The organism is Paracoccus niistensis, from assembly GCF_042432925.1.
GTDB lineage: Bacteria > Pseudomonadota > Alphaproteobacteria > Rhodobacterales > Rhodobacteraceae > Paracoccus > Paracoccus niistensis.
In genome coordinates, this window is sequence record NZ_JBHLWE010000005.1 from 62,827 (window position 1) to 86,644 (window position 23,818).

Here is a 23,818-nt window from a genome sequence, read left to right on the forward strand (position 1 = left end):
GTCAGATGTTCACGTTTCTTGTCACGCAATCCCTTCGCAACCGGATGCTGGTGCTGGTGCTGGCGGCCATTCTGGTGGGCTATGGCACCTTCGTGGCGATGCGTCTGCCGGTCGACGTGTTTCCCGACCTCAACCGTCCCACGGTCACCATCATGACCGAGGCCGAGGGCCTGGCGCCGCCCGAGGTCGAACAGCTTGTCAGCTATCCGCTGGAAACGCAGATGAACGGCCTTCCCGGCGTGGACCGCGTGCGTTCCGTTTCCGGTGTCGGGCTGTCGATCGTCTATGTCGAATTCGACTGGGGGACCGACATCTACCGCAATCGCCAGCAGATCGCGGAACGCCTGACCCTTGTCGCCGAACAGTTGCCCGAAGGGGTGACCCCGCAGATGGGGCCGATCAGTTCGATCATGGGACAGATCATGCTGGTCGCCATGACGGCACCCGACGGCGTCTCTCCCATGGAATTGCGCGAGGCTGCGGATTTCCTGGTCCGGCCGCGCCTTCTGGCGATCCCCGGCGTGGCGCAGGTGATCCCGATCGGGGGTGAGGTGCGACAGTTCCGCGTCGCGCCGAACCCGGCCGCCCTGCGCGCCTTGGGCGTGACGCTGGAAGATGTCGAAACCGCGATCACCGCCTTCGGGGGGAACACCGGCGGCGGGTTCACCGACCAGTATTCCCGAGAGTTCTTGATCCGCAACATCGGCAATACGCTCAATCTTGAGGATCTGCGCAAGGTCGTAGTCAAGAGCGACGGCCTGCGTCCCGTGCTGCTGCATCAGGTGGCCGAGGTCAGCTACGGCGCACGACTGAAGCGCGGCGAGGCGGGCTACATGGGCCGGCCCGCAGTGATCGTGTCTGTCGAGAAGCAGCCCGATGTGGACACGGTCGCATTGACCCGCGCGGTCGAGGCGGAGTTGACGCAGATCACCGCCACCCTGCCCGAGGGGATGCGTGCCGATCAGGTGCTGTTCCGGCAAGCCGACTTCATCGAAACCTCGGTCAAGAACGTGCAGACGGTGCTGATCGAGGCGATCGTCGTGGTTGCGATCGTGCTGTTCGCCTTCCTGCTGAACGTGCGCACCACGCTGATCTCGTTGACCGCCATCCCGGTGTCGATCCTGGCCACGGCCATCGTCTTCAAGCTGATGGGCCTATCCATCAACACCATGACGCTCGGAGGCCTGGCTATCGCCATCGGTGAGCTGGTGGACGATGCCGTGGTGGATGTCGAAAACATCTTCCGGCGTCTGCGCGAGAACCGCGAGGCGGGCAATCCGCGGTCCACCTTCGAGGTGGTGGTTTCGGCCTCGCAGGAGGTGCGGTCGGGCATCGTCTATGCGACGATGATCATCGTGCTTGTGTTCGTGCCCCTGTTCGCGCTGTCGGGCATCGAAGGACGGCTGTTCGCCCCGCTGGGCCAGGCCTACATCATCTCGATCCTCGTCAGCCTTGTCGTGTCGATCACGCTGACGCCGGTGATGGCCTTCTATCTGCTGCCGGGAATGAAGCGGCTGGACGAACATGAAGGCTGGCTCGTGCGGATGCTGAAACGCGGCAACCGGGCGGCGCTGGCGGTGGCGTTCCGGTGGCAGCGCACGCTGATGGCCTTCGCCCTGATCGCCGTTCTTGTGGCCGGATGGTTCGCGACCGCTCTGCCGCGTGCCTTCCTGCCGCCCTTCAACGAAGGCACGTTCACCATTTCCATGCTGTTCAACCCGGGCATATCGCTTGCCGAGTCGCACCGCGTCGGCCTGATCGCGGAACAGCTTATCATGGAGGTGCCCGAGGTTCGCGCGGTCGGCCGCCGTACCGGGCGGGCCGAACTGGACGAACACGCCGAAGGCGTCCATTCCTCCGAGATCGAGGTCGATCTGGAGCCTGGCGAACGCCCCAAGACCGAGATCGTGGCCGATATCCGGGCGCGCCTGTCGATCTTGCCCGTCGCCGTCAATGTCGGCCAGCCGATCTCGCACCGGCTGGACCACATGCTGTCGGGCGTCCGGGCCCAGCTTGCGCTGAAGGTCTATGGCGACGACCTCGATACGCTGCGCGCGGTCGCCGAAGATCTGCGAAGCCGGATCGGGTCCATTCCGGGCCTTGTCGATCTCCAGCTCGAAAAGCAGGTGCGCATCCCGCAGCTGGAGATCCGAGTCGATTACGAGCGGGCCGCCCTGCATGGCATCCAGCCCGCTGCCGTCATCGAAGCCCTGGAGGAGCTGTCCAACGGCCGGGTCGTGTCCAGGCTGGTGGACGGGCAGCGCACCTATGATGTCGTGATGCGGCTTGCCGAGAACCACCGCAACACGCAGGCGCTCGGTGACCTGCTGATCGAGACGCCCGCCGGATGGGTGCCGGTGCGCGAGCTTGCCGAAGTGCGCGAAACCGACGGCCCCAACCAGATCCTGCGCGAGAACGGGCGGCGGCGGCTGGTGGTGCTGGGCAACACCGACGGCAAGGTGGACATGGCCGAGGTGGTGGCAAGGATCCGCGCAGTGATCGCCGAGGCTGACCTGCCGACGGGGTTTTCGGCAACGCTCGAGGGTACGTTCCAGGCCCAGGAAGAGGCGAGCCGCACCATCGGGCTTCTGTCGCTCGTGTCGCTCGGCATGGTGTTCGCCATCCTCTACAGCCGGTACCGGTCGGCCGTCTGCGCGCTCATCATCATGGGGTCGGTGCCGCTGGCCCTGATCGGGTCCGTCGCGGCGCTGTGGATCGCCGGCCAGCCGCTGTCGGTCGCCTCGATGATCGGCTTCATCACCCTGACCGGCATCGCGGCCCGCAACGGCATCCTGAAGATCAGCCACTACATCAACCTCGCGCTGCATGAAGGCATGCCTTTCGGACGCGAGTTGGTCATCCGCGGATCGCTGGAACGCCTTACGCCGGTGCTGATGACGGCGCTGTCGGCCGGCGTGGCGCTGGTGCCGCTGATGATCCATGCCGGAGAGCCCGGAAAGGAAATCCTGAACCCGGTTGCGGTCACGATCTTCGGAGGGCTGATCTCGTCAACCTTGCTCGACACCTTCCTGACGCCCGTGCTGTTCCTGCGGTATGGCCGGAACGCGTTGGAACACCTGGTCGCGGCCGCTCGCAGCCAGGCAAATCAACCCGGAGCGCCCGAAGGCGCTGCGATTCCCTCATACTGAACCCAGGAGGTCTTTCTATGCTGCGTATCTCTCTTCTCTCGCTGTTCTTCGCCACCAGCGCCTTCGCCCATGAGGCCGGCCCGGGGCCCAATGGCGGCATGCGCGTCGATGCCGGACCTTACCGCGTCGAACTCGTGCCGAACGGCACCCGCGTCGATGTCCATGTCACGATGGACGACGACAGCGCCGTCGCGACCGAGACGATGAGCGGGACCGCCATCCTGGTGCTGGACGGAAAGCCGGTGCGGACTCCCCTCACGCCTGCGGCGGCAGGCGTGCTGTCGGGCGACACCGGGTCGACCGTGCCCGAGGGCGTGAAGGGTGCCGTCCAGCTGACCGATGCCGACGGCAAGACCGTTCAGGCAAAGTTCTGACCTGCGACACCTTGGGGAAAATCAGGGGAGGCAGGCTGGCCCCAAGGCCGCCTGCCTTCTGAAAATTATGCCTTCACGCAGCAGGCTTCGTCCCCGTGGGGACGTCAGCACCTGCTTTCGATGAGGCGCCGTCCCGCAAGGATCGCCGGCAAGCTCCCGCAGAGGGACGCGCAGGTGCCGCGCGACCGGTTCAAACCTTGACCGCCCTGAGCCTGAGGGCGTTCAGCACCACCGAGATCGACGACGCGCTCATTGCGAAGGCCGCGAACATCGGACTGATGAGGATGCCGAAGAAGGGGAACAGCAGCCCTGCCGCGACCGGCACGCCAGCGGCATTATAGACCAGGGCGAAGAACAGGTTCTGCCGGATGTTGCGCATTGTCGCCCGGCTGAGCCGACGGGCGCGAACAATGCCGTCAAGATTGCCCTTGACCAGCGTGATGCCGGCGCTTTCGATTGCCACGTCGGCCCCGGTGCCCATGGCGATGCCGACATCGGCCTGCGCCAGCGCGGGGGCGTCATTCACCCCGTCGCCGGCCATCGCGACCTTGCACCCTTCGGCCTGCAGTTCCCGGATGATGCGCGCCTTGTCCTCGGGCATAACATCGGCGCGGATCTCGTCGATACCGAGGCGTGCGGCCACCGCGCGGGCCGTGCGCTCGTTGTCGCCCGTCGCCATGATGATCCGGAAGCCCAGCTCGTGCAGCGATCTCAGCGCCGCAGGTGTCGTTTCCTTGACCGGATCGGCGACCGACACCATGCCCGAGACGGCGCCGTCGATGACCACGAACATCACCGTCTCGCCCTGATCGCGGCGCGCGTCGGCTGCGGCGATCAGCGGTCCTGCGTCCAGCGCCATGTCGCGCAGCAGCCGGAGGTTGCCAAGCGCAACCGGCCGGCCATCGACCGTGCCGCGCACGCCCTGACCCGTTACAGCCTCGAAATCGCCAGCCTCGACCATCGCCACGCCGCGCTCCTCGGCGCCGCGCACGATCGCCTCGGCCAGCGGGTGTTCCGAGCCACGTTCGAGCGAGGCGGCAAGGCGCAAGATCTGGCTTTCGTCATGCCCCGGTTCGGGCAACACCGCGACAAGCCGCGGCTTGCCCTCGGTCAGCGTTCCCGTCTTGTCCACGATCAGGGTGTCGACCTTCTCGAAACGCTCCAGCGCCTCGGCATTCTTGATCAGCACGCCGGCCTGGGCCCCCCGCCCGGTCGCGGTCATGATCGACATGGGCGTCGCAAGGCCAAGCGCACAGGGGCAGGCGATGATCAGCACCGCCACCGCCGCCACCAGGCCATAGGAAAGTGACGGTTGGGGGCCCCAGACCGCCCAGCCGATGAAGGACAGGACCGCGATCCCGATCACCGCCGGCACGAACAGGCCCGAGACCCGGTCGGCGTATTTCTGGATCGGCGCGCGCGAGCGTTGCGCGTTCGAGACCATCTCGACAATCTGGCTGAGCATGGTATCGGCGCCAACGCGCGTGGCTTCGATCACCAAAGAGCCGGTGCCGTTGATCGTGGCGCCGGTGACCGGATCGCCGGATACCTTCTCGACCGGAACCGGCTCGCCCGAGATCATGCTTTCGTCCACCGACGAGCGGCCGTCGACAACCACGCCGTCCACGGGAACCTTGTCGCCGGGCCGCACGCGCAACCGGTCACCCACCTGCACCTGCTCGAGCGGGATTTCTTCCTCGGTGCCGTCCGGCCTGATCACCCGCGCGGTCTTTGCCGCCATGTCCAGCAGTGCCCGGATTGCGCGACCCGTACCCTCGCGGGCGCGCAACTCCATCACCTGGCCCAGCAGAACCAGCGTGACGATGACCGCCGCCGCTTCGAAATAGACCCCCACGTGGCCCTCGGCATCCCGGAAGCCGTCGGGGAAGATCTGCGGCGCCAGCACGGCCAGGACGCTGAATATCCAGGCGGCGATCACCCCCATGGAGATCAGGCTGAACATGTTCAGATTGCCGGTGCGGAACGAGTGCCAGCCCCGTACCAGGAAGGGCCAGCCGCACCACAGGACCACGGGGGTTCCGAGGATCATCTCGACCCACAGCGTGGTGCGCTCGCCGAAGATGTCGCGCAGGCCACCAAATCCGATCAGCGGCCCCATGGTCAGGACCAGCAGCGGAAGGGTCAGCGCGGTCCCCACCCAGAAGCGGCGGGTGAAATCGACAAGCTCGGGATTGGGACCCTCATCGGCTGCGGGGACGCCCTTCGGTTCCAGCGCCATGCCGCAGATCGGGCACGATCCTGGACCGACCTGCTCGATCTGCGGGTGCATCGGACAGGTGTAGATGGTCCCGGCCGGCGCCGGCTTCGCAGCGGGCTTGCCGCCAAGATAGTCCTGTGGTGCGGCCTCGAACTTGCTTTTGCAGCGGTCCGAGCAAAAGTAGTGCGTCTCGCCCGCGTGAGAGGCGGTGTGCTTCGCTGCCGAGCGGTCGACCTTCATGCCGCAGACCGGATCGGTCGCCTCGATGTACGCCTTCGGTTTCGCGACAAACTTCGCCCGACACCCTTCCGAGCAGAAATGGTAGGTGCGGCCGTCGTGTTCATGGCGCGGCTTGCCGGCGGCTGGGTCGACTGTCATGCCGCAGACCGGATCCCGCACCAGCACTGTCTTCGTCGTCGCAACGGACGCATCCATCTGAAGTCTCCCGAATCAATCCGCGCTTTTTATGGTCCTTCCATCTACTGGAAGGTCAAGTTGGCGTTTTCCGTCTCGTGGCTTTCCGACCATCTCTTGACCTTCCAGTGACTGGAAGCGTTATCTTCAGCCTAGCTTACCCATGAAGGAAGAGTTGCGATGAACATCGGTGATGTGGCGAGCCAGAGCGGCCTGCCTGCGAAGACCATCCGTTATTACGAAGACATCGGCCTCATTCGTCCCAAACGGGACGGCAACGGCTACCGCGCGTTCGATACGACCGAACTCCACAAGCTGACGTTTCTGGCGCGCTCCCGGTCCCTCGGCTTCACCATCGAGGATTGCAAGGCGCTGCTCGCTCTTTACGAGGATCGCGAGCGTGCGAGCGCAGACGTGAAACTGCTTGCCGAGGAGCATCTTTCTCGGATTTCCCGCAAGATCGCCGAACTGGAGGCGATGCACGTCACGTTGAGCCGCCTTGTCAACAAATGCCATGGCGATGACCGGCCAGACTGCCCGATTCTGGATGATCTGGGTCAGCCCGAGGCCGTTCCATTATGACTGTTCGACTTCCGTCAATGCCTTGCCGCCCTGAATGACTTGGCAGCACGTCCGTTATGCAGGCTCCGGAGTGATCCGGACGTTGTGCGAGCTATTGGCCACATCGACCTGTTGTCTCATGCGGTCGGACCCTGATGGCGCGCAAGCCAGCGTCAGGAGACGGTCGTCTCCTGTTCGCTGCGGGGAGCACCTGAATCCTGGGTAGTGCCGAAGGCATTGGGGGTTTTGCCACCGTTGCGGCGCATACTGGCGCTTGCGCTCTTGTCGAATACGCCCTGCATTTCGTGCAGACGCGCCATTTCGACCTTATCAAGCGGACCGCTAGCTGTCATGACCCGCTCGATCACATTGCGCATTTCCGTGATGGCCGATGAATCGCTCCGCGCGAGCAGTTGCGGAAGCGCTGTGATTGCAGCGGCGGGGTCCAGCCGCATGATCTCGGTCTGACGGCGAACGGCTCGTTTGAAATCGGGCAGAGGCATGGAACGCGCGTCCGCACACCGCTCGCAGCGCAGGTTGAAAATCACGTGGAAATTCCGTTCGTCCACTTGCTCGCGATCGCCACCTATATAGAGCAGTGCTCGAATGCCGGCCTCCAGCGCTTCACCTTCGGGAATTTCATTCTGCAACCGCTCCGCCTCGGCAGCCTGGAATGCCCTATGCTTAGGCGTATGGCCCGGATGTTGCCGCGGGGCTTCGCCGGCATCGAGCCCCACCACGGCCTGAAGCCAGGGCGAGCCGTAGATCGCCTCGAATGTTCGCTCGTACATCGCGTCGCGCATCACCCGCCACTGGTCGAGTGAGTATTCGATCATGTTCGAGACTGTTTCCTGCGCTTGGAGGACCGGGTTGTCCTCCGCTGCCGGCTTCCGGTTCTCCCGAACACGCTCGGCCACCGGTCCGAGCCACGCCAACCAGGGGTTGAGATCCGACATCATCCTGTAAGACAGCCGCAACGGATGCAGCTGCGCAAGAAAATCGGCGCTTTCTGGTGTCGTGACGGCGCGGACCCAGGGCTGCATGAAGGTCCGATAGAGGTTGAGGTTGGCCTGCGAAACCCGGGACACGGTGGCGAAGCGGCGATCGCTTTCCTCGTCGGGGGCCACGATCTCGCGCACGTCGTTCAGGCTGCGCTTCTTTAGCGCCAGCATGTAATCACCGAAGGCCAGGTCGGGGTTGAGCGTGTCTGGCCCCTTGTCGTGCAGCTCGGCCTCGTAGATTCCGGAAGGCATCGCGCTGAGGAAGTCGATGTTCGTGGTGAACTCCCGATGCTCCTTGCGGCCGACGCTGCCCGAGACGAAGATCCCGAGGTGCCCGATGCTGTCATGGACGCAGTAGATGATGGTCTGGTCATGTGCTCGAACGTCCGCGTCGTCGGCATAGAGATCGGTGATCCAGCCGAGTGCCTGCGGCGGGGGCGTGATGTTGTCGCCCTTCGAGCAGAAGACCAGGATCGGCGAGCGGACGTTGCGCAGATCGATCCGGATCCCGTCCGAGGTCACCAGTTGAGCAGCCGACAGCCGGTTCCCGACAAACAGGTTGTCCACAAGGTACTGAATCTCGACGGCATCGAGGAAAACGTACCCGCCCCAGTACTTTTCGAAACCGAGATAGCGCTCGGGCTCCGTGTCGACTTTCGAGAAGACGTCATGCTGCTTGCTCCAGATCGTGTTGGCCGGATTCAGGCTCTCGAAGTTCTGTACCAGCCAGGCGCCGTCGAAGCGGCCGGCGCCGAGATCGCTGGTCAGTTGCGTCAGCCAACTGCCGCCGAGCAGACCGCCAGCGTAACGCATGGGGTTCTTGCCCTTCCAGCCGGCCCAGTAGGACAACGGCGCGCCGGCGACGATGATCGGCCCGAATAGCTCGGGGCGCATCGCGGCAGTCATCAGGATCTGCCAGCCCGCCTGGCAGTTTCCGATAACCACGGGCCTGCCCTCACTCTCCGGATGCAGTGCGATCACGCGCTCGAGGAAGGCGGCTTCGGCGCGCATCACGTCTTCAACCGTCTGTCCCGGGACCGGATCCGGCAGGAAGCCCACGAAATAGCAGGCATGGCCGGCGCACAGGGCGACGCCGACCTCGCTGTCCGCCTTGAAGCCGCCGATTCCCGGCCCATGCCCGGCGCGAGGATCAACCACCACGAACGGCCGCTTGCACGGGTCGATCACGACGCCTTCCGGAGGAATGATCCGCACGAGCCCATAGTTCACCGGCCGCGGCAGATCGCGGCCCGACATGACCGGCTCAACCGCGAAGTTCAGGACGTTAGGTGTGGCTTGTGCCATGTGCGCCAGGTACTGATTGCCACGCTCGCGCATGACGTCGGCATAGAGGATGCTGCGCTGCGCGAAATCGAGTGCGTACTCGACAGCCGGATTGGACATGGCAGGTGACACCGACGGCGCAAATGTCGTGTTGGCGGGCATTTCGCTCATTCCTCTTGAGAACGTTCAAGATGTACTGCAGCGCTATCGCGCCTGATGATTCCTTCTAACGTGCGCCTTCCCGTTGCTGGAAGGTCAAGGAAAAACTGAAAACGAGGATCTCACACGGTCAGTGATCACCGTGGCCCTGCTGCCCCGATGACCGCATGATGTCGATATCGATGGCCCTTGTCTCGCCGGAAAGGCAGTATTCCTCGACTTGGATCGTCGAGAAATAGACATTGAAGTGCTCGCGCAGCAGGTCACTTGCCTGCCGCAGCACCCGCTCGCCCTCCTGCCAGTCCCGAACGCAGACGTGGCTTGAGAAGACGTTGCGGCCCGACGTGAGGCTCCAGGCATAGACGTGATGCACATCCGTGACGCCTTCCAGTCCTCGGAGGGCCTCGATGGCACCTTCCAGGTCGAGGTCCTCCGGCGTTCCTTGCAGCAGGATGTGCAAGGCTTCGCGCAGGATGCTCCACGAGGCCCAGAGCAGAACCACTCCGAAGGCCATGCCGAGCAGCGGGTCAATGGCGAGGAAGCCTGTGAAGCGGATCACCAATGCCGAGACGATGATGAGAATGCTGCCGACGAAGGTCTGCATGATGTGCCAGACGAGAATTCGCCTGTGTGCCGCGGCATGATGTTGCCTCTCAGATGCGCTCGCGGGATCGACCGACGATGCCACGCGGTCGTCACAGCTTTACGCAACGCAGCCGACTCGGCTTCGCGAAGTCGAGTGCATACTGGGCAGCCGGATTAGAGCGAGATACGCCTCGATGTTGGCTTGGGACCAACTTACTCCTCAATCCCAATCATGTGGGCGGCCTCCGCGGCGTAATCGATCGCGTATGCCAGTTCGCCGGGCGTCTCCGCGTGGAGGTGGAGAAGCGGCTGTCCACTGTCCACCTGATCCCCCAGGCCAACCTTCATGTGGATGCCGGCTGCCTTGGCTTCGGGTGCTCCTGCAAGCTTGGCAAGTCGGGAAAGCTTGCGGTTGTTGATCTGAACAACCCGTCCGGCATGTGGTGCTTCCAGCGGATGGACATGGACCGCCCTGGGTGGAATGCGCATTCCCCCCTGAGCCTCGCAGATTGCCTCGAACTTCTTCCAGGCGCGTCCGTCAGCCAGCGTTTCGAGCGCGAGCGCCAAACCTTTCCCGGTCTCGGCTTTCCCGCCGATCTCCAGTGCTGCGCCGGCCAATATGGCGGCGCGCAGGCGTAGATCGTCCGGCGCGCCAGGCGCATTTTGCAGGACGGCCAGCACGTCGAACGCTTCGAGCGCGGGACCGATGCCTCTACCGACCGGCTGCGAACCATCGGTTTGCAGGCATTTCGCACTCACGCCGAACCGGGAGGCGATCGCCATGATCCGCGTGGAAAGGTGAAATGCCGCACCTTCGCTGCGCACCTTGGCGCTTGGGCCAACCGGGATATCTATGACGACATGGGTGGCTCCCGCGGCGATTTTCTTGGAGAGGACGGAGGCAATGAGCTGGCCCTCCGTATCGACGTCGAGTTCGCGTTCGACGCGTACGAAGATGTCGTCAGCCGGACTGAGATGAACCGCTCCGCCCCAGACGATGCACCCTCCTTCGGCCTCGACCACGCGCCTCATGGCTGCGATGTCGAGGTCTACCGGCGCGAGGGTCTCCATCGTGTCGGCGGTGCCTGCAGGCGAGGTGATGGCTCGTGATGATGTTTTCGGCATCACCAGCCCATTGGCTGCGATGATCGCCACGACGATCGGAGTGGTCCGGTTCCCCGGGAGGCCGCCGACACAATGTTTGTCGACGACAACAGAGGCATCCCATTGCAAGCGATCACCGACCCCGATCATTGCCCCGGTAAGGTAGGCTGTCTCGTTCTCATCGAGCGGCAAAGCCGCACTCGCGGTCAGGAACGCAGCCAACTGCACATCCGTGTAGCGACCGGCGACTACGTCCTGCACGATCCCGGTGAAGGCCGCCGCGTCGAGCCTGTTGCCGTAGATGCGTCGGCGGACGCTTGCCAGCGACTCCAGTGCGGGTGCATGCGTGACGCGTACCTCTGCGCCCTCGGCGATACCCAGCATCTCCCAGGCGGTTTCGGAAAGCCCGACTTCATCGAGGGCCAGTTGCCCATTGCCCTCGACCTGGAAGAGCGTTGCCTGCAGTTCCCGGCCGCCGCCCGAAACGAGGACCTGTGAGCGTGCGGAAAGCCCTTCTGCGCGGCAGACGTGACAGTCGGTCCGCATGATGACAACCGGCTGGTGCTGGGTGTGCAATCGAAGGCGCCGAACACGAAGCGTCGCCTGCTCTGGTCCGGGAGGAGAGTGGAGCGTAGTCATAGATCGAACACCTGATCCTGGCGGGACACAGTGGCATGCCAGCCGAGTTCGCGGTCGATCCGGACCCGCAGTGCCTCGGATGCCGTGTCCTCACCGTGAACGATGAACACGCGTGACGGATCGCGCCGAAATTCCAGAAGCCAGCGCATCAACTCGTTGCTGTCGGCATGAGCCGAGAGCACCGACAGATTGCCGACCTCCGCCCTGACTGGTATCCATTGACCGTGTATCTTGATCTCCTGTGCGCCCTGAACCATCGCGCGCCCCCGGGTTCCGGCAGCCTGGAATCCTGAGAACAGGATCGTGTTTTTCGGATCGCTCGCGAAGGATTTAAGGTGATGAAGCACGCGGCCCCCAGTCGCCATGCCGCTGGCGGAGATCACGACTTTGGGCCAGACGCTGGCAGTAATCGCCTTGGAGGCTTCGACGTCGCGGGTATAAGTGGCGATTGCACAGACCGCCGTGCATTCATCATGAGTCAAGCGATGATCATCGCTGTGCGCGTGAAGCAGGTCCGTGGCGTTGATTGCCATCGGGCTGTCGAGATAGATCGGCACCGCCGCGAGCCTGCCTGCCGCTCGAAGCTTCCAGAGATGATAAAGGATGGATTGCGCACGACCCACGGCGAAGGCGGGGATGACCACGGTGCCCCCGCGGCCGGCAGTTCGCTCGACAACCTCTCCCAGCACTTCGGTCGTGTCGGCCGGGTCGTGAATGCGGTTGCCGTAGGTTGATTCGACGACGATGTAGTCGGCGTCGGCCACGGGAGCCGGATCGGGCAGTACTGGATCGCCATAACGCCCGAGATCGCCCGAAAACACGATGCGCCGGCCGCCCCATTCGATATCGGCGCTGGCCGCACCGAGGATGTGGCCGGCACGGCGGAACGTCAGGACTGCGCCACCGGGAAGCTGGAATGCCTCGTCGAAAGGCACAACGGTGAAGAGTTCCATTGCACGTTCCGCATCGCGCGCGCCGTAAAGCGGGAGCGCCGGCTTATGCTTGGAGAAGCCCTTCCGATTGGCGTATTCGGCATCCTTCTCGTTGAGAAATCCGCTGTCCTTGAGGATCAACTCGGCCACGTCACGCGTCGCCGCAGTGGCATAAATCCGACCCTTGAATCCATCGCGCACCAGTCGCGGGAGATAGCCCGAATGGTCAAGATGGGCATGGGTGAGCACCACGGTATCAATGCTGGACGGCGGCACTGCCAGCGGCGCCCAGTTCAACTCGCGCAGGTTCTTGAGCCCTTGGAAGAGGCCGCAATCAATCAGGAGCCGCTTGTCGCCGTTGGTGAGGAGGTGTTTGGAGCCGGTGACGGTACTTGCGCCGCCGAGAGAGGTTAGCGTCAGCATGATGACCTCAGATGTTAAATTCGGTGATGGTAGCGGGATCCCCGCGGCCTCCCACGGCGCCCTGTTCATCAGGAGCAAGAAGGTCATCCCTGCTCCAGCCGGTGAGTGGAACAGCAGCGTCGATCAGATGCGCCCAGGTGCAGCGATTGGCGAACAGCATCCCTGGCACGTCTAGTGTGCCCCCCCGGCTGATGTAGCCGCGCGCCGCCGTCGTTCGCGGGCCGGAGTCCAGTCGCCGGAGGAGGCCGAGCATGGGTTCGGGTCGCGTATGGGAGACGATCAGGCGCGGAATGCCCGGGGGAAACAGGGCAGCCAGGTTCTTGTCGCTCGCTGTGAAAGCGGCCTCGATGGGATCACGGGGCGTGCGGAAGCGGCCTGGTTCAGAGACCGCCGTTACGAGCACATGGCGACCATGATCCCTGAGCCGATGGGCCGCCTTCAGGGCCTCCTCGAGCTGATAGGCGCCGATTGCCACGATTTGCAGCTCGGCTCCTTCCGTCTCGCCCTGCACGTGGGCAGCACCGTCGGTGACGAAACGGACGGCGGCCTCAGCATCGAAGCGGTGCGGCATGTCGCGCTTGGAGACGATCAGGCACCCCACCTGACCGCGACCCTGGTAGATGGATCGGAGCGCAGCCATGGCGCTGTTCGCATCGACCGGGAAAAGCACCCGCGAGGTGTCGGACATCTCGCCCAACAGCGCCTCGCCAATGGTCGGGTCCTGGTGTGACTGTTCGTTCTTCGCGTTCTCCCAAGTATGGGACGTGACGACCAGCGGCACCGATATCCAGCCCGGCTCCTGGCCGGCTTCGCGCTGCCGCCGGGAAAAGACGATCTCCTGCCGCACGCCACCAAGCATCTTCATGGCGAAGGCTTCGTAGCTGACGATCAGATTGATCCCCCCCTTGTTGGCCAGCGCCGCGCCCGCAACCGCTTCCTCATTGAGTGCGGTGATGACCGCACCGTCGATGGAATCGGCAACGCCGGGCTCAGTGGTATTCACCCGATGGCGCAACCGGTCGAGTGTTGCTCCCATGTGGTTGGAACGTAGCTCGTCGGGGTTGCCCACACGCGGGCGGAGTCCAGGGTTGGCGTCCACGACGCGGACGAACCAGCGGTCGAGCGCATGCATGGCGCAATCGGGCGGATCGCCGGAGACCGTCCAGTCCGGCTCGGGCAGGTTCGGTGCGGCCGGGTTGCGCAATGCGAGCGCATGCCGGCTTTCCGGCTCTCGTCCCTGCTTGCGATAGACGGCGATTTCAGCGACAGCGCTCTCGATTTCCTCGGCGGGAACGAACAGCGCTCGCGCCGCCTCGTTGAAGGCGTCTCTCGCCAGCTGGTCCTGTGCGGGATTGCCGCCGAGAGGTAGGTTGTGCGCCGCGTTGGTGTCGGCGCTTGGAAAGCCGAAGCCCTTGACCGTCTCGGCAATGACATAGGGAACCGGCGCCGGGTAGGTGCGGGCAGGATCGGACGCGAAGCGATCAAGTCGCCTTTCAGCCTCAATGATGGCACAGGCGACGGCCGCAGGATCACGGCCATCGATGATGAAGGGATCGAAGCCATTGAGCTTGAGGTGGTCGACCAGCCAGTCCGCACCGCCCTGCTGCGCGATCTGGGCACGTTCTTCGATGCGCCGGCCGTTGAGGATCATGACTGGAAGCGCGAAACCTGAATCCTCGGGGCGCCACCAGCGGGGCGTCCAGTCCGAGCCGCGCTGTTCTTCAAAGGCGCCGTCGCTCAGGAAGGCGACGAGGCTTTCGCCGGGCAACGGCGCATGGACGTACTGGACCTCCGCGAAGCCGAGATAGCCGCCTTCCGAAATCGCGCCGGCGGTGTTCGGACCGGCATGACTCCCGAGCGGGACCGCCGCAGTGCCGTGGGGATCGATCGCATAGGAATAGAAATCCGCCGCGAGTTGCGAAAGTCCCATTTCGCTCCGATCGTAGCGGCCCCTCTGCGCAGGAGAAACGTCCCCTGTGAGCGCATTTATCGCCTCGATCGCAGCGACAGAATGGCCTTGTCCCATCATCCATGAACGGGTTTTCGCGCTGATCGCGTTGGCAGCGAGATAGCCGATGAAAGCGGGCACCATATTGAGCGATCCGCCGGTATGGCCCTCAGGCGTCGACTTGAATGCCTCGGCAGGTAACGGCGCGCCGGTAAGGTCGATACGTCGGGCATAGGTCATATGAACGACGGTCCACATTGCGGCGGAGGTCAGCCGGTCGGCTGCGGCAAGGATGCGATAGAGGGCTTCCGGTTTGATCAGACCGGACACCGCCAGCGCCGCTACGCGTTCGATCGTTTCATCGTTGTGGCTGATCAGACCATATCCCTGCTGCCAGGCTTCCGGGGACACCGTTGTGAATTCGTTCATGTCGTCGCCGCTTTCACCAGATTGTTCTCGTTGTCAGGTCACGCCGCCGGTCCAGGATGGTGGATCGCTGGCAGGAAAGGAGTCGATTCCCGCCTGTTCCACTTCGTCTGGTGGTTCCGGCGGACGCCGATGCCGAATGAGGTCGGCCTCATCGTTGGATGCAGAGGCAATTGCCCTGGCGACCAGGGAGGCGAGCCCGACGGCATTGCTTTCGTGGGGCACAGAGTCGCTCGAGACGATGCGGCCACAAAGGGCTGTGAGGCGTTGAAAGGAAGCGTCGGCGAATATTCCATGCACCACAGCGACCATGGGCCGGACAAAGCCCTGCAGCGGAAGCATGCGGGCGGCCTCGATCAGTGTACGCCCTGACGACGCTATATCGTCGGCAAGCACCGGCTGCAGGCCGCGCCATTTGGAAAGATCCGGCAGTTCAACCTCTACGTTGCGGTCGCCATGGCGCACCTTGCGCAGCACGGCGTGCGGAGCACCGATCCGTGCCGCGATCGCCGAGACCCATTGCTCGCTTTCCTCGTCAGGTCCGATGATCAAGGGGTTGTCAACTTCGGCGGCGATGCAGTCCGCCAGCAGCGGCGCAGCATGCAGTGTATCTGTCGGGATCGTGTAGAGAGCCGACAATGCCGCATAGCGATGGAGATGCGGATCTACGGTCACCAACCGGTCGAAGCTCGCGGAGACAAGCCGCGCGAAGCTCCTCGACGTCACCGCTTCTCCGGGCTGAAAGCGACGGTCCTGCCGCATGTAGGACAGGTAGGGAGCGATCAGGTTGACCTGACGGGCGCCCAGATCTCGCGCTGCATCGGCCGCGAAGATCAACCGTAGAAAACCGTCGTCGGGACGCGCCAGCGTGCAAACCAGGTCGACTACCTTGTTTTTTACCTCCGAGAGGATGCGGACGTAAGTCTCGCCGTCAGGAAAACGCCGCGTTTCCAGAGCGCCAAGTTCCCATCCTCCTTCGTCAGCGAGACGGCGCGCGAAGGTTTCGTTACCCGGCAACGGAAGGATCAGCCGCATGGCGGGAGCTTCCAGGTGTTCGCTTCTGGTCGTCATTTATGCCTCCTGTAGGAGCGCAGGAACTGAGCGTTGATGGCGACGATGATGGTGCTGGCCGACATGAAGACAGCCGCAACAGCAGGGGTCATCATGAAGCCGGTGCCGAAGGTAATGCCGGCCGCCATCGGGATGGCGATGGCGTTGTAGCCGGTCGCCCAAGCGAGGTTCTGGACCATCTTGCGATAGGTGGCCCGGGACAGACCGAGAATAGCGCCCACGTCTCGCGGATCGCTGCGCACGAGAACCACGTCCGCAGATTCAACAGCCACATCCGTGCCTGCGCCGATGGCAATCCCGAGATCGGCCACCACGAGCGCAGGCGCGTCATTCACTCCGTCGCCGACCATGGCGACAGAGAGCCTTCGCGCTTGGAGTTCCTCGATCTTTTGCGATTTCTGATCAGGCAGCACTTCGGCGAAGTATTCGGTGATTCCGAGTTCCTCGGAGACCGTTTTTGCGACGCCCTCGGCGTCGCCGGTGAGCATGATCGAGCTGATCCCGAGGGATTTGAGTTCGGCGATGGCCTCCTTCGATTCCGGACGGACGATGTCTGCCAGTGCAAAGAGGGCTCGTGGCTCGCCGTCGCGGACGAGAACGACGACTGTCTTGCCCTGTCCCTCCAGATGCTTGAGGCTGTTATGGGCGATGGCGTTGCCCTGCCGTGCCAGGTGCCCAGGGCTGACGATACGCACATCCTGACCGTCCACCTTGGCCACAATGCCTTCGCCGGTGATGTTACTGACGTCGGTTGCCTTGGGGATAGGAATCCCGCGATCCTTCGCCTCGGCCACGATGCCGTGAGCGATCGGATGCTCGGACTGGCTTTCGGCGGCGGCGGCGAAGCTGAGTTCCTCGTTTTTGTCGCCATCGGCAAGCAATACGATATCGCTGATACCGAAACGGCCCTCAGTTAATGTGCCGGTCTTGTCGAACACGACCGCGCTGAGATTGCGCGCCCGCTCAAAGGCTGCGCGGTCGCGGATCAGCAGCCCGTTGCCGGCCGACAGCGACGTGCTGACCGCGACGACCAGGGGGACAGCGAGACCGAGGGCGTGGGGGCAGGCAACGACCATGACCGTCACCATGCGCTCGATGGCAAACTCGAGGGGTGCGTCGAGGAAAAGCCACCAGACGAACAGTGTGCCAAATCCCACGATAAGTGCGATATAGGTCAGCCAGGCGGCCGCACGGTTGGCAACATCCTGGGTCCGCGATCGCGTCGCCTGCGCCTTCTTTACCAGTTCGATGACCTGCGACAGATAGGTGGCGTCCCCTGTCGCCGTTACCTTGATGGTGACAGCGCTGGCCCCGTTTATCGCGCCGCCGATGGCGGCGGCACCGACCCCCTTGGTCACGGGGCGCGATTCGCCGGTGAGCATGGCCTCGTTGAAACCGGACGAACCCTCAATGATCTGGCCATCGACCGGAACCTTTGCACCCGGGCGTACGATGACCTTGTCACCGGGCTGGAGGGTTGAGATCGGTACCTCTTCCGACGTTCCGTCGGCCCGGATCCGCGTGGCTGAATCCGGAAGGAGCCGCACCAGTTCCTCAAGCGCGCGCGATGCTCCCATGACCGAACGCATTTCGATCCAGTGACCGAGCAGCATGATCGCGATGAGAGTCACCAGTTCCCAGTAGAGTTCCTCGCCCGGAAAGCCGAACGTGACGGCGACCGAAAAGAAATAGGCGGCCGAGATCGCGATCGAGATCAGGGTCATCATGCCGGGCTGGCGTTTGCGCAGCTCGGAGGTAAAGCCCGTCAGAAACGGCCATCCGCCGTAAATATACGCAATGGATGAGAGCACGAAGATGACGTAGCGGTCGCCGGGGAACGCCAGAGTTTCTGCGATCCCAAGCCAATGCTGGATCATCGGCGAAAGCAACAGGATCGGCGGCGTCAGCGCCAGAACCAGCCAGAAGCGGCGCCGGTAGTCCGCCACCATCGCGCCGTGGTCGTGTCCGCCGTGCCCGGCATGCTCGGAATGGCTGGAGCCGTTGGCGGCAACAATCTGGGAGTCGCCGCGTTGGCCTTCACCATCGCGAGGCGCGCTCGCATGCGCCAGATGGTTCTGATGGCCATGGTGGTGGGCGGGTGGAGAGCTCATCAGTTGTTCCTATCGTTACTCGTGCGGCAGAGCCGCGAGATGACGTTGCTCTTGCGTATCCGTGTGATGCGGGCAGAGCGGCGACCGGCCGGGCCGTATTGCGGCGAGCGATCCCCTGGCCCTGGGACAGGTGCTTTCCGGTCGAAGCCATCTCCTCGTGAAGTACGCGGTTCGTGTCCGCGACAGGAACGGGGTCAGGGCGGACATCGATCAGCCTCGCCCCAGTGCATCAGCTATCCTTGCACCACGTTCGAGCGGATTCTCGTTGATGCATTGGCGCTCTGCGAACGTCGCTCCTGGGCATGTGGCCGGCATGGCCACCTTGCGACATCGCCATGCTTGTGCCTCCTTCTTGCCCTGTAAGGACGCCGACATCCGGCGTCCTCTGCCATCGCATGGCCTATGCGCTGACCGCGAACTCGGTCATCATCCCGGTCGCAAGATGCGGCATGTGGTGGCAATGCAGCATCCAGCGCGCCGCCTCGCCGGCGTCGAGCGCAACATCGATCACTGACATCGGCGGCACGTAAACCGTGTCCCGCCGAGGGCCTGAGACCGCACGTCCATTCAGCCCGACGATCTGGAACACATGCCCGTGCAGATGCATCGGGTGGCCCATCATCGACATGTTGTGAAACGACAGAACGACACGCTCGCCGCTGCGCGCGGCGACCGGCCGATGCTGGCCCCAGACAGCGCCGTCGATCGTCCACACGTAGGGCTGCATCGAGCCCCCGAGCACGACCACCTGGCTGCGCTCGACGGCCCGTTCCGGCAAGGCGTCGAGGGCGACCAGCCGCGATTCCTGGGCAAGGTCGGTGTCGAAGGCGGGTGCCTCGGTGTCGGCGAGCGCAGAGATGCGCCGCACTTCTGCCCCTTGCGTGGCGAGGACAAGGCCGGTGCGCTCTCGCGCGCCTTCGCGCAACGCGAGGATCGGCCAGGTGCCGCCCTCGTTCGGCAGGTCGATTTCCAGATCCAGACGTTGACCCATGGCCAGCCCGAACCGGCTGCCCGAGATGGGCTGAACGGCATGTCCGTCCACCGCGACGAGTCGGCTCTGTGCCGTTCCGGTCTCGATCCAGAATACCGTGGCTGCGGCGGCATTGATGACCCGCAGTCGGATACGGCCACCGCGCTCGACCTGCACCACCTCGGGGTCGGACAGGGTGCGATCATTGACGAGATAGGCGTCCCAATCATAGTCGTTGAGGTCCATGGCCATGCCGCCCCCCGCAGTCATGCCGCCCATCGCCATGTTCCCCATCGGCACGCCGCCCGACGCGCCGTGGTCCATGCCCGGCATTGCGCTCATGTCTCCCATGGACAGGCCAGGTCCTGCGCCGTGCCCGCCGCCATGGCCCTCACTGATCTCGGCCAGAACCTCCTCGGGGTGCTTGAACGAAAAATCGTGCAGGAACAGTACGACCTCCTGCCGATCGCCGGTCAGGTCGTCCGGCGACCGAACGATCAGCGGCGCGGCAAGAAGTTGCATCTCCTGGATCGGCGCATGGCTGTGCATCCAGAATGTGCCTGGCAGTGCCTCAAAATCGTAGTAACGGGTCTCGCCCGGCGCGAGAAGGGGCAACGGCATATCCGGCACGCCGTCCTGTGCGTTGGGCGGGAGCTGGCCGTGCCAGTGGATGATGGTGCCCACGTCGAGATCGTTGGTCAGGTCGACCCGGAATCTCTGTCCGGGGTCGAGAACCAGACCCTGGCCGGCCGGCCCGGCAAGGCCGAAGACCGTGGCCGCGCGTCCGTTGATGTCGAGCGTGCGGGTTGCGGCAGACAGGGCAAGAGGCGCTGGCGCCTGCGCCATGACCGCGCGAGGAAGATGAGCGGTGGCGAATGCCGCCGCACTTGCGGCAAGAAAGCCGCGTCGCGAAAGGGGGTTCATGGTTGTCTCCTCGGGACATTCCTGTCCCGCTCGTCAAAGTCGATGGAACGCGGCGGGCCTTGGCCGCGATGCGATCAGAGGTGACGGAGCTTCGGAGGGCGTTTGTTCAGGCCAGGCGCCCGGCTGGCAGGGATCGTCGCGGAAGGCAGGTCGTGGTTGGCCAGCCCGTAGCCGCGAGCGGCTTCCTCGCCTGGCGACGGAACGAAGACCGACAGACCCGCGCAAAGGACCTCACATGCTCCAACCTGTGCTGACGCGCAGGGCTTTTCGTGCTCACAGGAATGCTCGGTGTCCGTGGCCTGCATCATCTCGCTGACATGAACAGCGTGATCGGGCTCTGCGCTCAAGCCCGCCGCATGCGCAGACGTCATCGTCGTCATGACGGCGATCGCGAGCACGGCAAGCATGGTGACGAAGCGCGAGAACATGGCGAAAAGATAAACATTGCCCAAGGGAATGTCCATTGCCGTGAGCTACTTCCGAACCTTGGACTGAATTCCGGCGGATTCAAGCTACCGTCTGCACGTGCTGATCGGTTCCGATGCTGTTGAACTCGGCCGCGGCGGGCATGTGACCCGCATGCGCATGGCCGCCGCGAGACAACCGACATGGGTTCGCCTCCTGTAGACGCGCCACGTACTCCTTGCGTTCGTTGTGACCGCCGCAGCTTCACGCTCCGGCGGCCTGAGTCCTTACTGCTGGCCTGCGTTCTTCTCGACCCAGGCGGTCATCTCCTTGATTTCCGGTCCTTGGGCATCAATGATCTTCTGGGCCATGGCCTTCGACGCCTCGTCGTCGCCGTATTTCAGCTCGACCTCGGCCATCGCGATGGCGCCCGCGTGATGCGCGATCATCCCGCAATGGAAGGCAAGGTCGGGGTCCTTGATGGTGTGGGTGGCCATCATCGGGCCGTTCATCTTCATCATGGCCTGCATGGAGGCGGTCTGGGCCTCGTCCATGCCCTGCATCCCGCCCATCATGCCGGACATGTCCATGCCCTGCATCATCCCCGGCATTCCGGACTGCTGGATCGCGTCCTGGCAGCCCTGCGGCAGGATCGACAGGTCCGTCATGGAGCCCCCCTGTCCCGCCATGTGGCCCGCCTGCCCCCCGGTCCCGCTCTCCTGGGCGAGAGCCGCGGGCGCGGCGAGAAGGGCAGCGAAGATGGCGGCTAGCTCGAACTTACGCATGAAGGTTCTCCTTTGATGTAACTGGTTTCTAGTGCGCTCAGGCGGCCATTTTCCGGCAGCTTTCGGCGCACCGGCGGCAGGCATCGACGCATTCCTGCATGTCGCCGACCTGCTCGCAGCTCTGGGCGCACTCCTCGCAGGCTTCAGCGCAGACCGCGCAGGTGCGCTTGTGAAGATCGCTGCCCATCAGCATGAAGTTTGCCGAGGTCTGGCAGATCTCGGCGCAGGCTATCATGAGCCGAAAATGCTTCGGCTCGACATGCCGTCCGCCTGCCTCCAGGCAATGGTTCATGGCCATGCTGAGGCAAACGCTGTGGCAGCGCTGGCATTCGTCGATGCAGCTCTGCATTTCAGTGGACATCTGGTGCATGTGGCTTCTCCGTTGCGAAAGCGCCGGAAACAGGAAGCGGCGAGCGCGGCGCCAGTCTCACCGCATCGAGGACGCAAGGTGAAAACCTCGCGTTCATTGACCGCAATCCACCCGTCTGAGGCTTGAGAGTGGCGCCGACCTCTTCAATCAGGCTTGGCGCTTCACTCCCGATGGAACGCGATCAGATCCGATGGGGGAGCCGTGGAGGACGACGCAGCCCTTCAGGGTCGTGCCCCGCCAATGAGGAAACAACGAGCAGGGATTTCGACCGTACGCCCCAAGGCTCGTTCGGATGAGTATCCACGTCCGGCATCAGCGCCAGCAGACACGCCTCTCCGCAGCAGGGAGCAGTTCCATCCTTGGCAGTGCCATGCTTGTGGCCGACCGCCGACGAATGCTCATGGTTCCCGCCTTGCTCAGCAGGAGTATGACCTGCGATGAGCGATAATTCGGCGGGAGCAACGGAATGATCGTGGGCGTGGGGAAGTGCGCCTTTGGCAGCTGCACCATGCGCCACGAACATCGCGACCGCCAGAATTGCGATTGCACTCGCAAGCTTCTGCCAGACCGATGCAACTCCCGTCCTGGTGACCAGTCGTCCCATGGCACAGGAACGCCGATGACGAGGACTCGTTCCCGCTTGGTGCTTGAGGGCGTTCCCGGCACGCCGGGCCGGGCTCTCGTTCCGGCCGTCGAGCGGCCTCCACCCGAGCCGCGCGGAGCGCGTCTCGGCCCTTCGGGGTGCGATCCCTGACGCGGTACACGGGCAGTTATCCAAGGGCCGCACTCGGCCCGGCAGCGGCGAGCCGGACGCGCCATCAAGGAGCGCAGGCGAGTGAGCCGCTGTGGGTAACTGCCCGCTTGGGCCCCGACGCAACGCTTCGGAGAGAAGAAAGAAGGATCGGAGATTCCCGCTGATGCGGGGCTCGCGTTATCCGGGGGGATTCGGACGAGCCGAACGCCCCCGGTTTGGTGGTCCGCGCGCGAAGGGCGCGCGTCCGTCTCTGGGAACCGCCGGTTCCCCCACACAAGGCCGCGCGCTTGACGGGGGCGAGGGGTTTCCCCGGCCTTCCTCCACGCTGCGCGCTCCGTGCAGGCCGGGTGATCCCCCTCCCCTCACCCCCTACACGCAACCTTGCGTGGGACCCCCTCCTGCCCTCGCCGGGAGGCAGGGTTTCAGGAGAGGCGCCGCTTCGCGGTCCTCGCCTGCAACCCCGCTCATCATGGGCACCCCGACCGAGGCAAAGACCAAGGCGGGACCGTCGCTAAAAGGAGAACCACACATGGCACATATCAATGCTGCCCCGGCAGACACGAACACCGGCGTTTTTCGCTGCGGTTCCTGCCGCGATCACTACGAGACCGAGGGTGCAGGCTCCGGCCTCTGCCCGACCTGCAATCCCACCGAGCAGGCCCGCGACCACATGCTGCGGCTGCTGATCGCGGAACAGAACGATGCGTTCCGGCGCACCCTGGGCTTCGCGGCCTTGTGGCGCGGCCACCATCTGAAAGGCCGCGCTGTGGTCACACCGGGCTTTCGCGCCATCCCCGAGCGCACCCAAGCCGCGCTGATGAACGCCGTCATCACCTTCACGGACTGGACCGAGGACAACAACCCTTGGGAGGATCATTCCTTTGGCCGCGTCGAGGCGCATGGCGTGGCGATCTTCTGGAAGATCGACCTTTACGACACCGCCTACACCTATGGCGCTGAAACCCCCTCCGACTCCGAGCAGACGCGCCGAGTTCTGACGCTCTACCTGCCGTCCGAGCACTGACCCCGCAATCGGCCTGCTGTGGCTCCGTCGGCAGGCCGGTCCTTCCCGCACCGTCAGCCTGAAAGGGGGTGAACTTATGAGCAGAGAAACCTTGCAGCGCCGCCTCGCAGAAGCGTGGGCGCTTGTCAGGAAGGGCGACACCTTTGGCATCGGCCGCCGCTTCCTGATCCAGCACGGCGCACTTTGA

At 64.0% G+C, this 23,818-nt stretch carries 18 protein-coding genes; 5 read left to right on the plus strand and 13 right to left on the minus strand.

Annotated features, from left to right (window positions below; genetic code table 11):
* The first annotated feature begins 5 nt into the window (after window positions 1-5).
* The gene (locus ACFFII_RS01970; protein WP_377697203.1) at window positions 6-3,149 is read left to right on the plus strand and encodes an efflux RND transporter permease subunit; all 3,144 of its coding nucleotides are present in this window, start codon (window positions 6-8) and stop codon (window positions 3,147-3,149) included.
* 17 nt (window positions 3,150-3,166) lie between these two features.
* Window positions 3,167-3,523, plus strand: coding sequence for a hypothetical protein (locus tag ACFFII_RS01975; protein ID WP_377697204.1), 357 nt, complete (start codon window positions 3,167-3,169; stop codon window positions 3,521-3,523).
* Window positions 3,524-3,713: 190 nt separating this feature from the next.
* Here the strand turns inward: ACFFII_RS01975 and ACFFII_RS01980 are convergent, their stop codons facing one another.
* Entirely contained in the window at window positions 3,714-6,176 is a 2,463-nt protein-coding gene (locus ACFFII_RS01980) for a heavy metal translocating P-type ATPase (RefSeq protein ID WP_446686925.1), read from the minus strand.
* Between ACFFII_RS01980 and ACFFII_RS01985 the strand changes: the two genes are divergently transcribed.
* Both ACFFII_RS01985 and cueR read left to right on the plus strand, forming a co-directional pair.
* Entirely contained in the window at window positions 6,084-6,287 is a 204-nt protein-coding gene (locus ACFFII_RS01985; RefSeq protein WP_377697235.1) for a hypothetical protein, read from the plus strand. The two genes, ACFFII_RS01980 and ACFFII_RS01985, sit on opposite strands and share 93 nt — an antisense overlap.
* A gap of 48 nt (window positions 6,288-6,335) precedes the next feature.
* A complete protein-coding gene (gene cueR, locus ACFFII_RS01990; protein WP_377697205.1) occupies window positions 6,336-6,737 on the plus strand; it encodes a Cu(I)-responsive transcriptional regulator in 402 nt (133 codons plus the stop codon).
* A 152-nt stretch (window positions 6,738-6,889) separates the two neighbouring features.
* Here the strand turns inward: cueR and ACFFII_RS01995 are convergent, their stop codons facing one another.
* The 12 genes from ACFFII_RS01995 to ACFFII_RS17815 form a co-directional block, all read right to left on the minus strand.
* Window positions 6,890-9,172 (minus strand): DUF3141 domain-containing protein, encoded by a 2,283-nt coding sequence (locus tag ACFFII_RS01995; protein ID WP_377697206.1) that lies wholly within the window; start codon window positions 9,170-9,172, stop codon window positions 6,890-6,892.
* 118 nt (window positions 9,173-9,290) lie between these two features.
* The gene (locus ACFFII_RS02000; protein WP_377697207.1) at window positions 9,291-9,848 is read right to left on the minus strand and encodes a cation diffusion facilitator family transporter; all 558 of its coding nucleotides are present in this window, start codon (window positions 9,846-9,848) and stop codon (window positions 9,291-9,293) included.
* A gap of 110 nt (window positions 9,849-9,958) precedes the next feature.
* Window positions 9,959-11,488, minus strand: a complete 1,530-nt coding sequence (locus tag ACFFII_RS02005; RefSeq protein WP_377697208.1) for a thymidine phosphorylase family protein — start codon at window positions 11,486-11,488, stop codon at window positions 9,959-9,961.
* Window positions 11,485-12,843 (minus strand): MBL fold metallo-hydrolase RNA specificity domain-containing protein, encoded by a 1,359-nt coding sequence (locus ACFFII_RS02010; RefSeq protein WP_377697209.1) that lies wholly within the window; start codon window positions 12,841-12,843, stop codon window positions 11,485-11,487. The genes ACFFII_RS02005 and ACFFII_RS02010 overlap by 4 nt, the downstream gene beginning before the upstream one ends.
* A gap of 7 nt (window positions 12,844-12,850) precedes the next feature.
* Complete coding sequence (locus ACFFII_RS02015) at window positions 12,851-15,220, minus strand: phosphoketolase family protein (protein WP_377697211.1); 2,370 nt, start codon at window positions 15,218-15,220, stop codon at window positions 12,851-12,853.
* A gap of 33 nt (window positions 15,221-15,253) precedes the next feature.
* Window positions 15,254-16,288 (minus strand): ribose-phosphate pyrophosphokinase, encoded by a 1,035-nt coding sequence (locus tag ACFFII_RS02020; protein WP_377697212.1) that lies wholly within the window; start codon window positions 16,286-16,288, stop codon window positions 15,254-15,256.
* Window positions 16,285-18,399 carry a heavy metal translocating P-type ATPase gene (locus ACFFII_RS02025; RefSeq protein WP_377697213.1) on the minus strand — a complete coding sequence of 705 codons (2,115 nt, stop codon included), beginning with the start codon at window positions 18,397-18,399 and terminating at the stop codon, window positions 16,285-16,287. The genes ACFFII_RS02020 and ACFFII_RS02025 overlap by 4 nt, the downstream gene beginning before the upstream one ends.
* Window positions 18,400-18,799: 400 nt before the next feature.
* Window positions 18,800-20,293 carry a multicopper oxidase family protein gene (locus ACFFII_RS02030; RefSeq protein ID WP_377697214.1) on the minus strand — a complete coding sequence of 498 codons (1,494 nt, stop codon included), beginning with the start codon at window positions 20,291-20,293 and terminating at the stop codon, window positions 18,800-18,802.
* Between the two features lie 74 nt (window positions 20,294-20,367).
* Window positions 20,368-20,745: a hypothetical protein gene (locus ACFFII_RS02035; RefSeq protein ID WP_377697215.1), complete on the minus strand. Its 378-nt coding sequence runs from the start codon at window positions 20,743-20,745 to the stop codon at window positions 20,368-20,370.
* 240 nt (window positions 20,746-20,985) lie between these two features.
* Complete coding sequence (gene copM, locus ACFFII_RS02040) at window positions 20,986-21,483, minus strand: CopM family metallochaperone (RefSeq protein ID WP_377697216.1); 498 nt, start codon at window positions 21,481-21,483, stop codon at window positions 20,986-20,988.
* 37 nt (window positions 21,484-21,520) lie between these two features.
* Window positions 21,521-21,853, minus strand: a complete 333-nt coding sequence (locus ACFFII_RS02045; protein ID WP_377697217.1) for a four-helix bundle copper-binding protein — start codon at window positions 21,851-21,853, stop codon at window positions 21,521-21,523.
* A gap of 181 nt (window positions 21,854-22,034) precedes the next feature.
* On the minus strand, window positions 22,035-22,457 hold the full coding sequence (locus tag ACFFII_RS17815) for a hypothetical protein (RefSeq protein WP_512700622.1): 423 nt from the start codon (window positions 22,455-22,457) through the stop codon (window positions 22,035-22,037).
* A 679-nt stretch (window positions 22,458-23,136) separates the two neighbouring features.
* On the opposite strand from ACFFII_RS17815, the gene ACFFII_RS02050 reads away from it, so the two are divergent.
* Complete coding sequence (locus tag ACFFII_RS02050) at window positions 23,137-23,631, plus strand: DUF3768 domain-containing protein (protein ID WP_377697218.1); 495 nt, start codon at window positions 23,137-23,139, stop codon at window positions 23,629-23,631.
* The last annotated feature ends 187 nt before the right edge of the window (window positions 23,632-23,818 follow it).

Bases quoted from the DNA above. Each gene is read 5' to 3' on its own strand.
- ACFFII_RS01995 (WP_377697206.1), bottom strand. From the start codon at position 9,172: ATGAGCGAAATGCCCGCCAACACGACATTTGCGCCGTCGGTGTCACCT.
- ACFFII_RS02030 (WP_377697214.1), bottom strand. From the start codon at position 20,293: ATGAACCCCCTTTCGCGACGCGGCTTTCTTGCCGCAAGTGCGGCGGCA.
- ACFFII_RS02005 (WP_377697208.1), bottom strand. From the start codon at position 11,488: ATGACTACGCTCCACTCTCCTCCCGGACCAGAGCAGGCGACGCTTCGT.
- ACFFII_RS02050 (WP_377697218.1), top strand. From the start codon at position 23,137: ATGGCACATATCAATGCTGCCCCGGCAGACACGAACACCGGCGTTTTT.
- ACFFII_RS02025 (WP_377697213.1), bottom strand. From the start codon at position 18,399: ATGAGCTCTCCACCCGCCCACCACCATGGCCATCAGAACCATCTGGCG.
- ACFFII_RS17815 (WP_512700622.1), bottom strand. From the start codon at position 22,457: ATGGGACGACTGGTCACCAGGACGGGAGTTGCATCGGTCTGGCAGAAG.
- ACFFII_RS01980 (WP_446686925.1), bottom strand. From the start codon at position 6,176: ATGGATGCGTCCGTTGCGACGACGAAGACAGTGCTGGTGCGGGATCCG.
- ACFFII_RS02010 (WP_377697209.1), bottom strand. From the start codon at position 12,843: ATGCTGACGCTAACCTCTCTCGGCGGCGCAAGTACCGTCACCGGCTCC.
- copM (WP_377697216.1), bottom strand. From the start codon at position 21,483: ATGCGTAAGTTCGAGCTAGCCGCCATCTTCGCTGCCCTTCTCGCCGCG.
- ACFFII_RS01985 (WP_377697235.1), top strand. From the start codon at position 6,084: ATGGCGCGGCTTGCCGGCGGCTGGGTCGACTGTCATGCCGCAGACCGG.
- cueR (WP_377697205.1), top strand. From the start codon at position 6,336: ATGAACATCGGTGATGTGGCGAGCCAGAGCGGCCTGCCTGCGAAGACC.
- ACFFII_RS01970 (WP_377697203.1), top strand. From the start codon at position 6: ATGTTCACGTTTCTTGTCACGCAATCCCTTCGCAACCGGATGCTGGTG.
- ACFFII_RS02015 (WP_377697211.1), bottom strand. From the start codon at position 15,220: ATGAACGAATTCACAACGGTGTCCCCGGAAGCCTGGCAGCAGGGATAT.
- ACFFII_RS02045 (WP_377697217.1), bottom strand. From the start codon at position 21,853: ATGCACCAGATGTCCACTGAAATGCAGAGCTGCATCGACGAATGCCAG.
- ACFFII_RS02020 (WP_377697212.1), bottom strand. From the start codon at position 16,288: ATGACGACCAGAAGCGAACACCTGGAAGCTCCCGCCATGCGGCTGATC.
- ACFFII_RS01975 (WP_377697204.1), top strand. From the start codon at position 3,167: ATGCTGCGTATCTCTCTTCTCTCGCTGTTCTTCGCCACCAGCGCCTTC.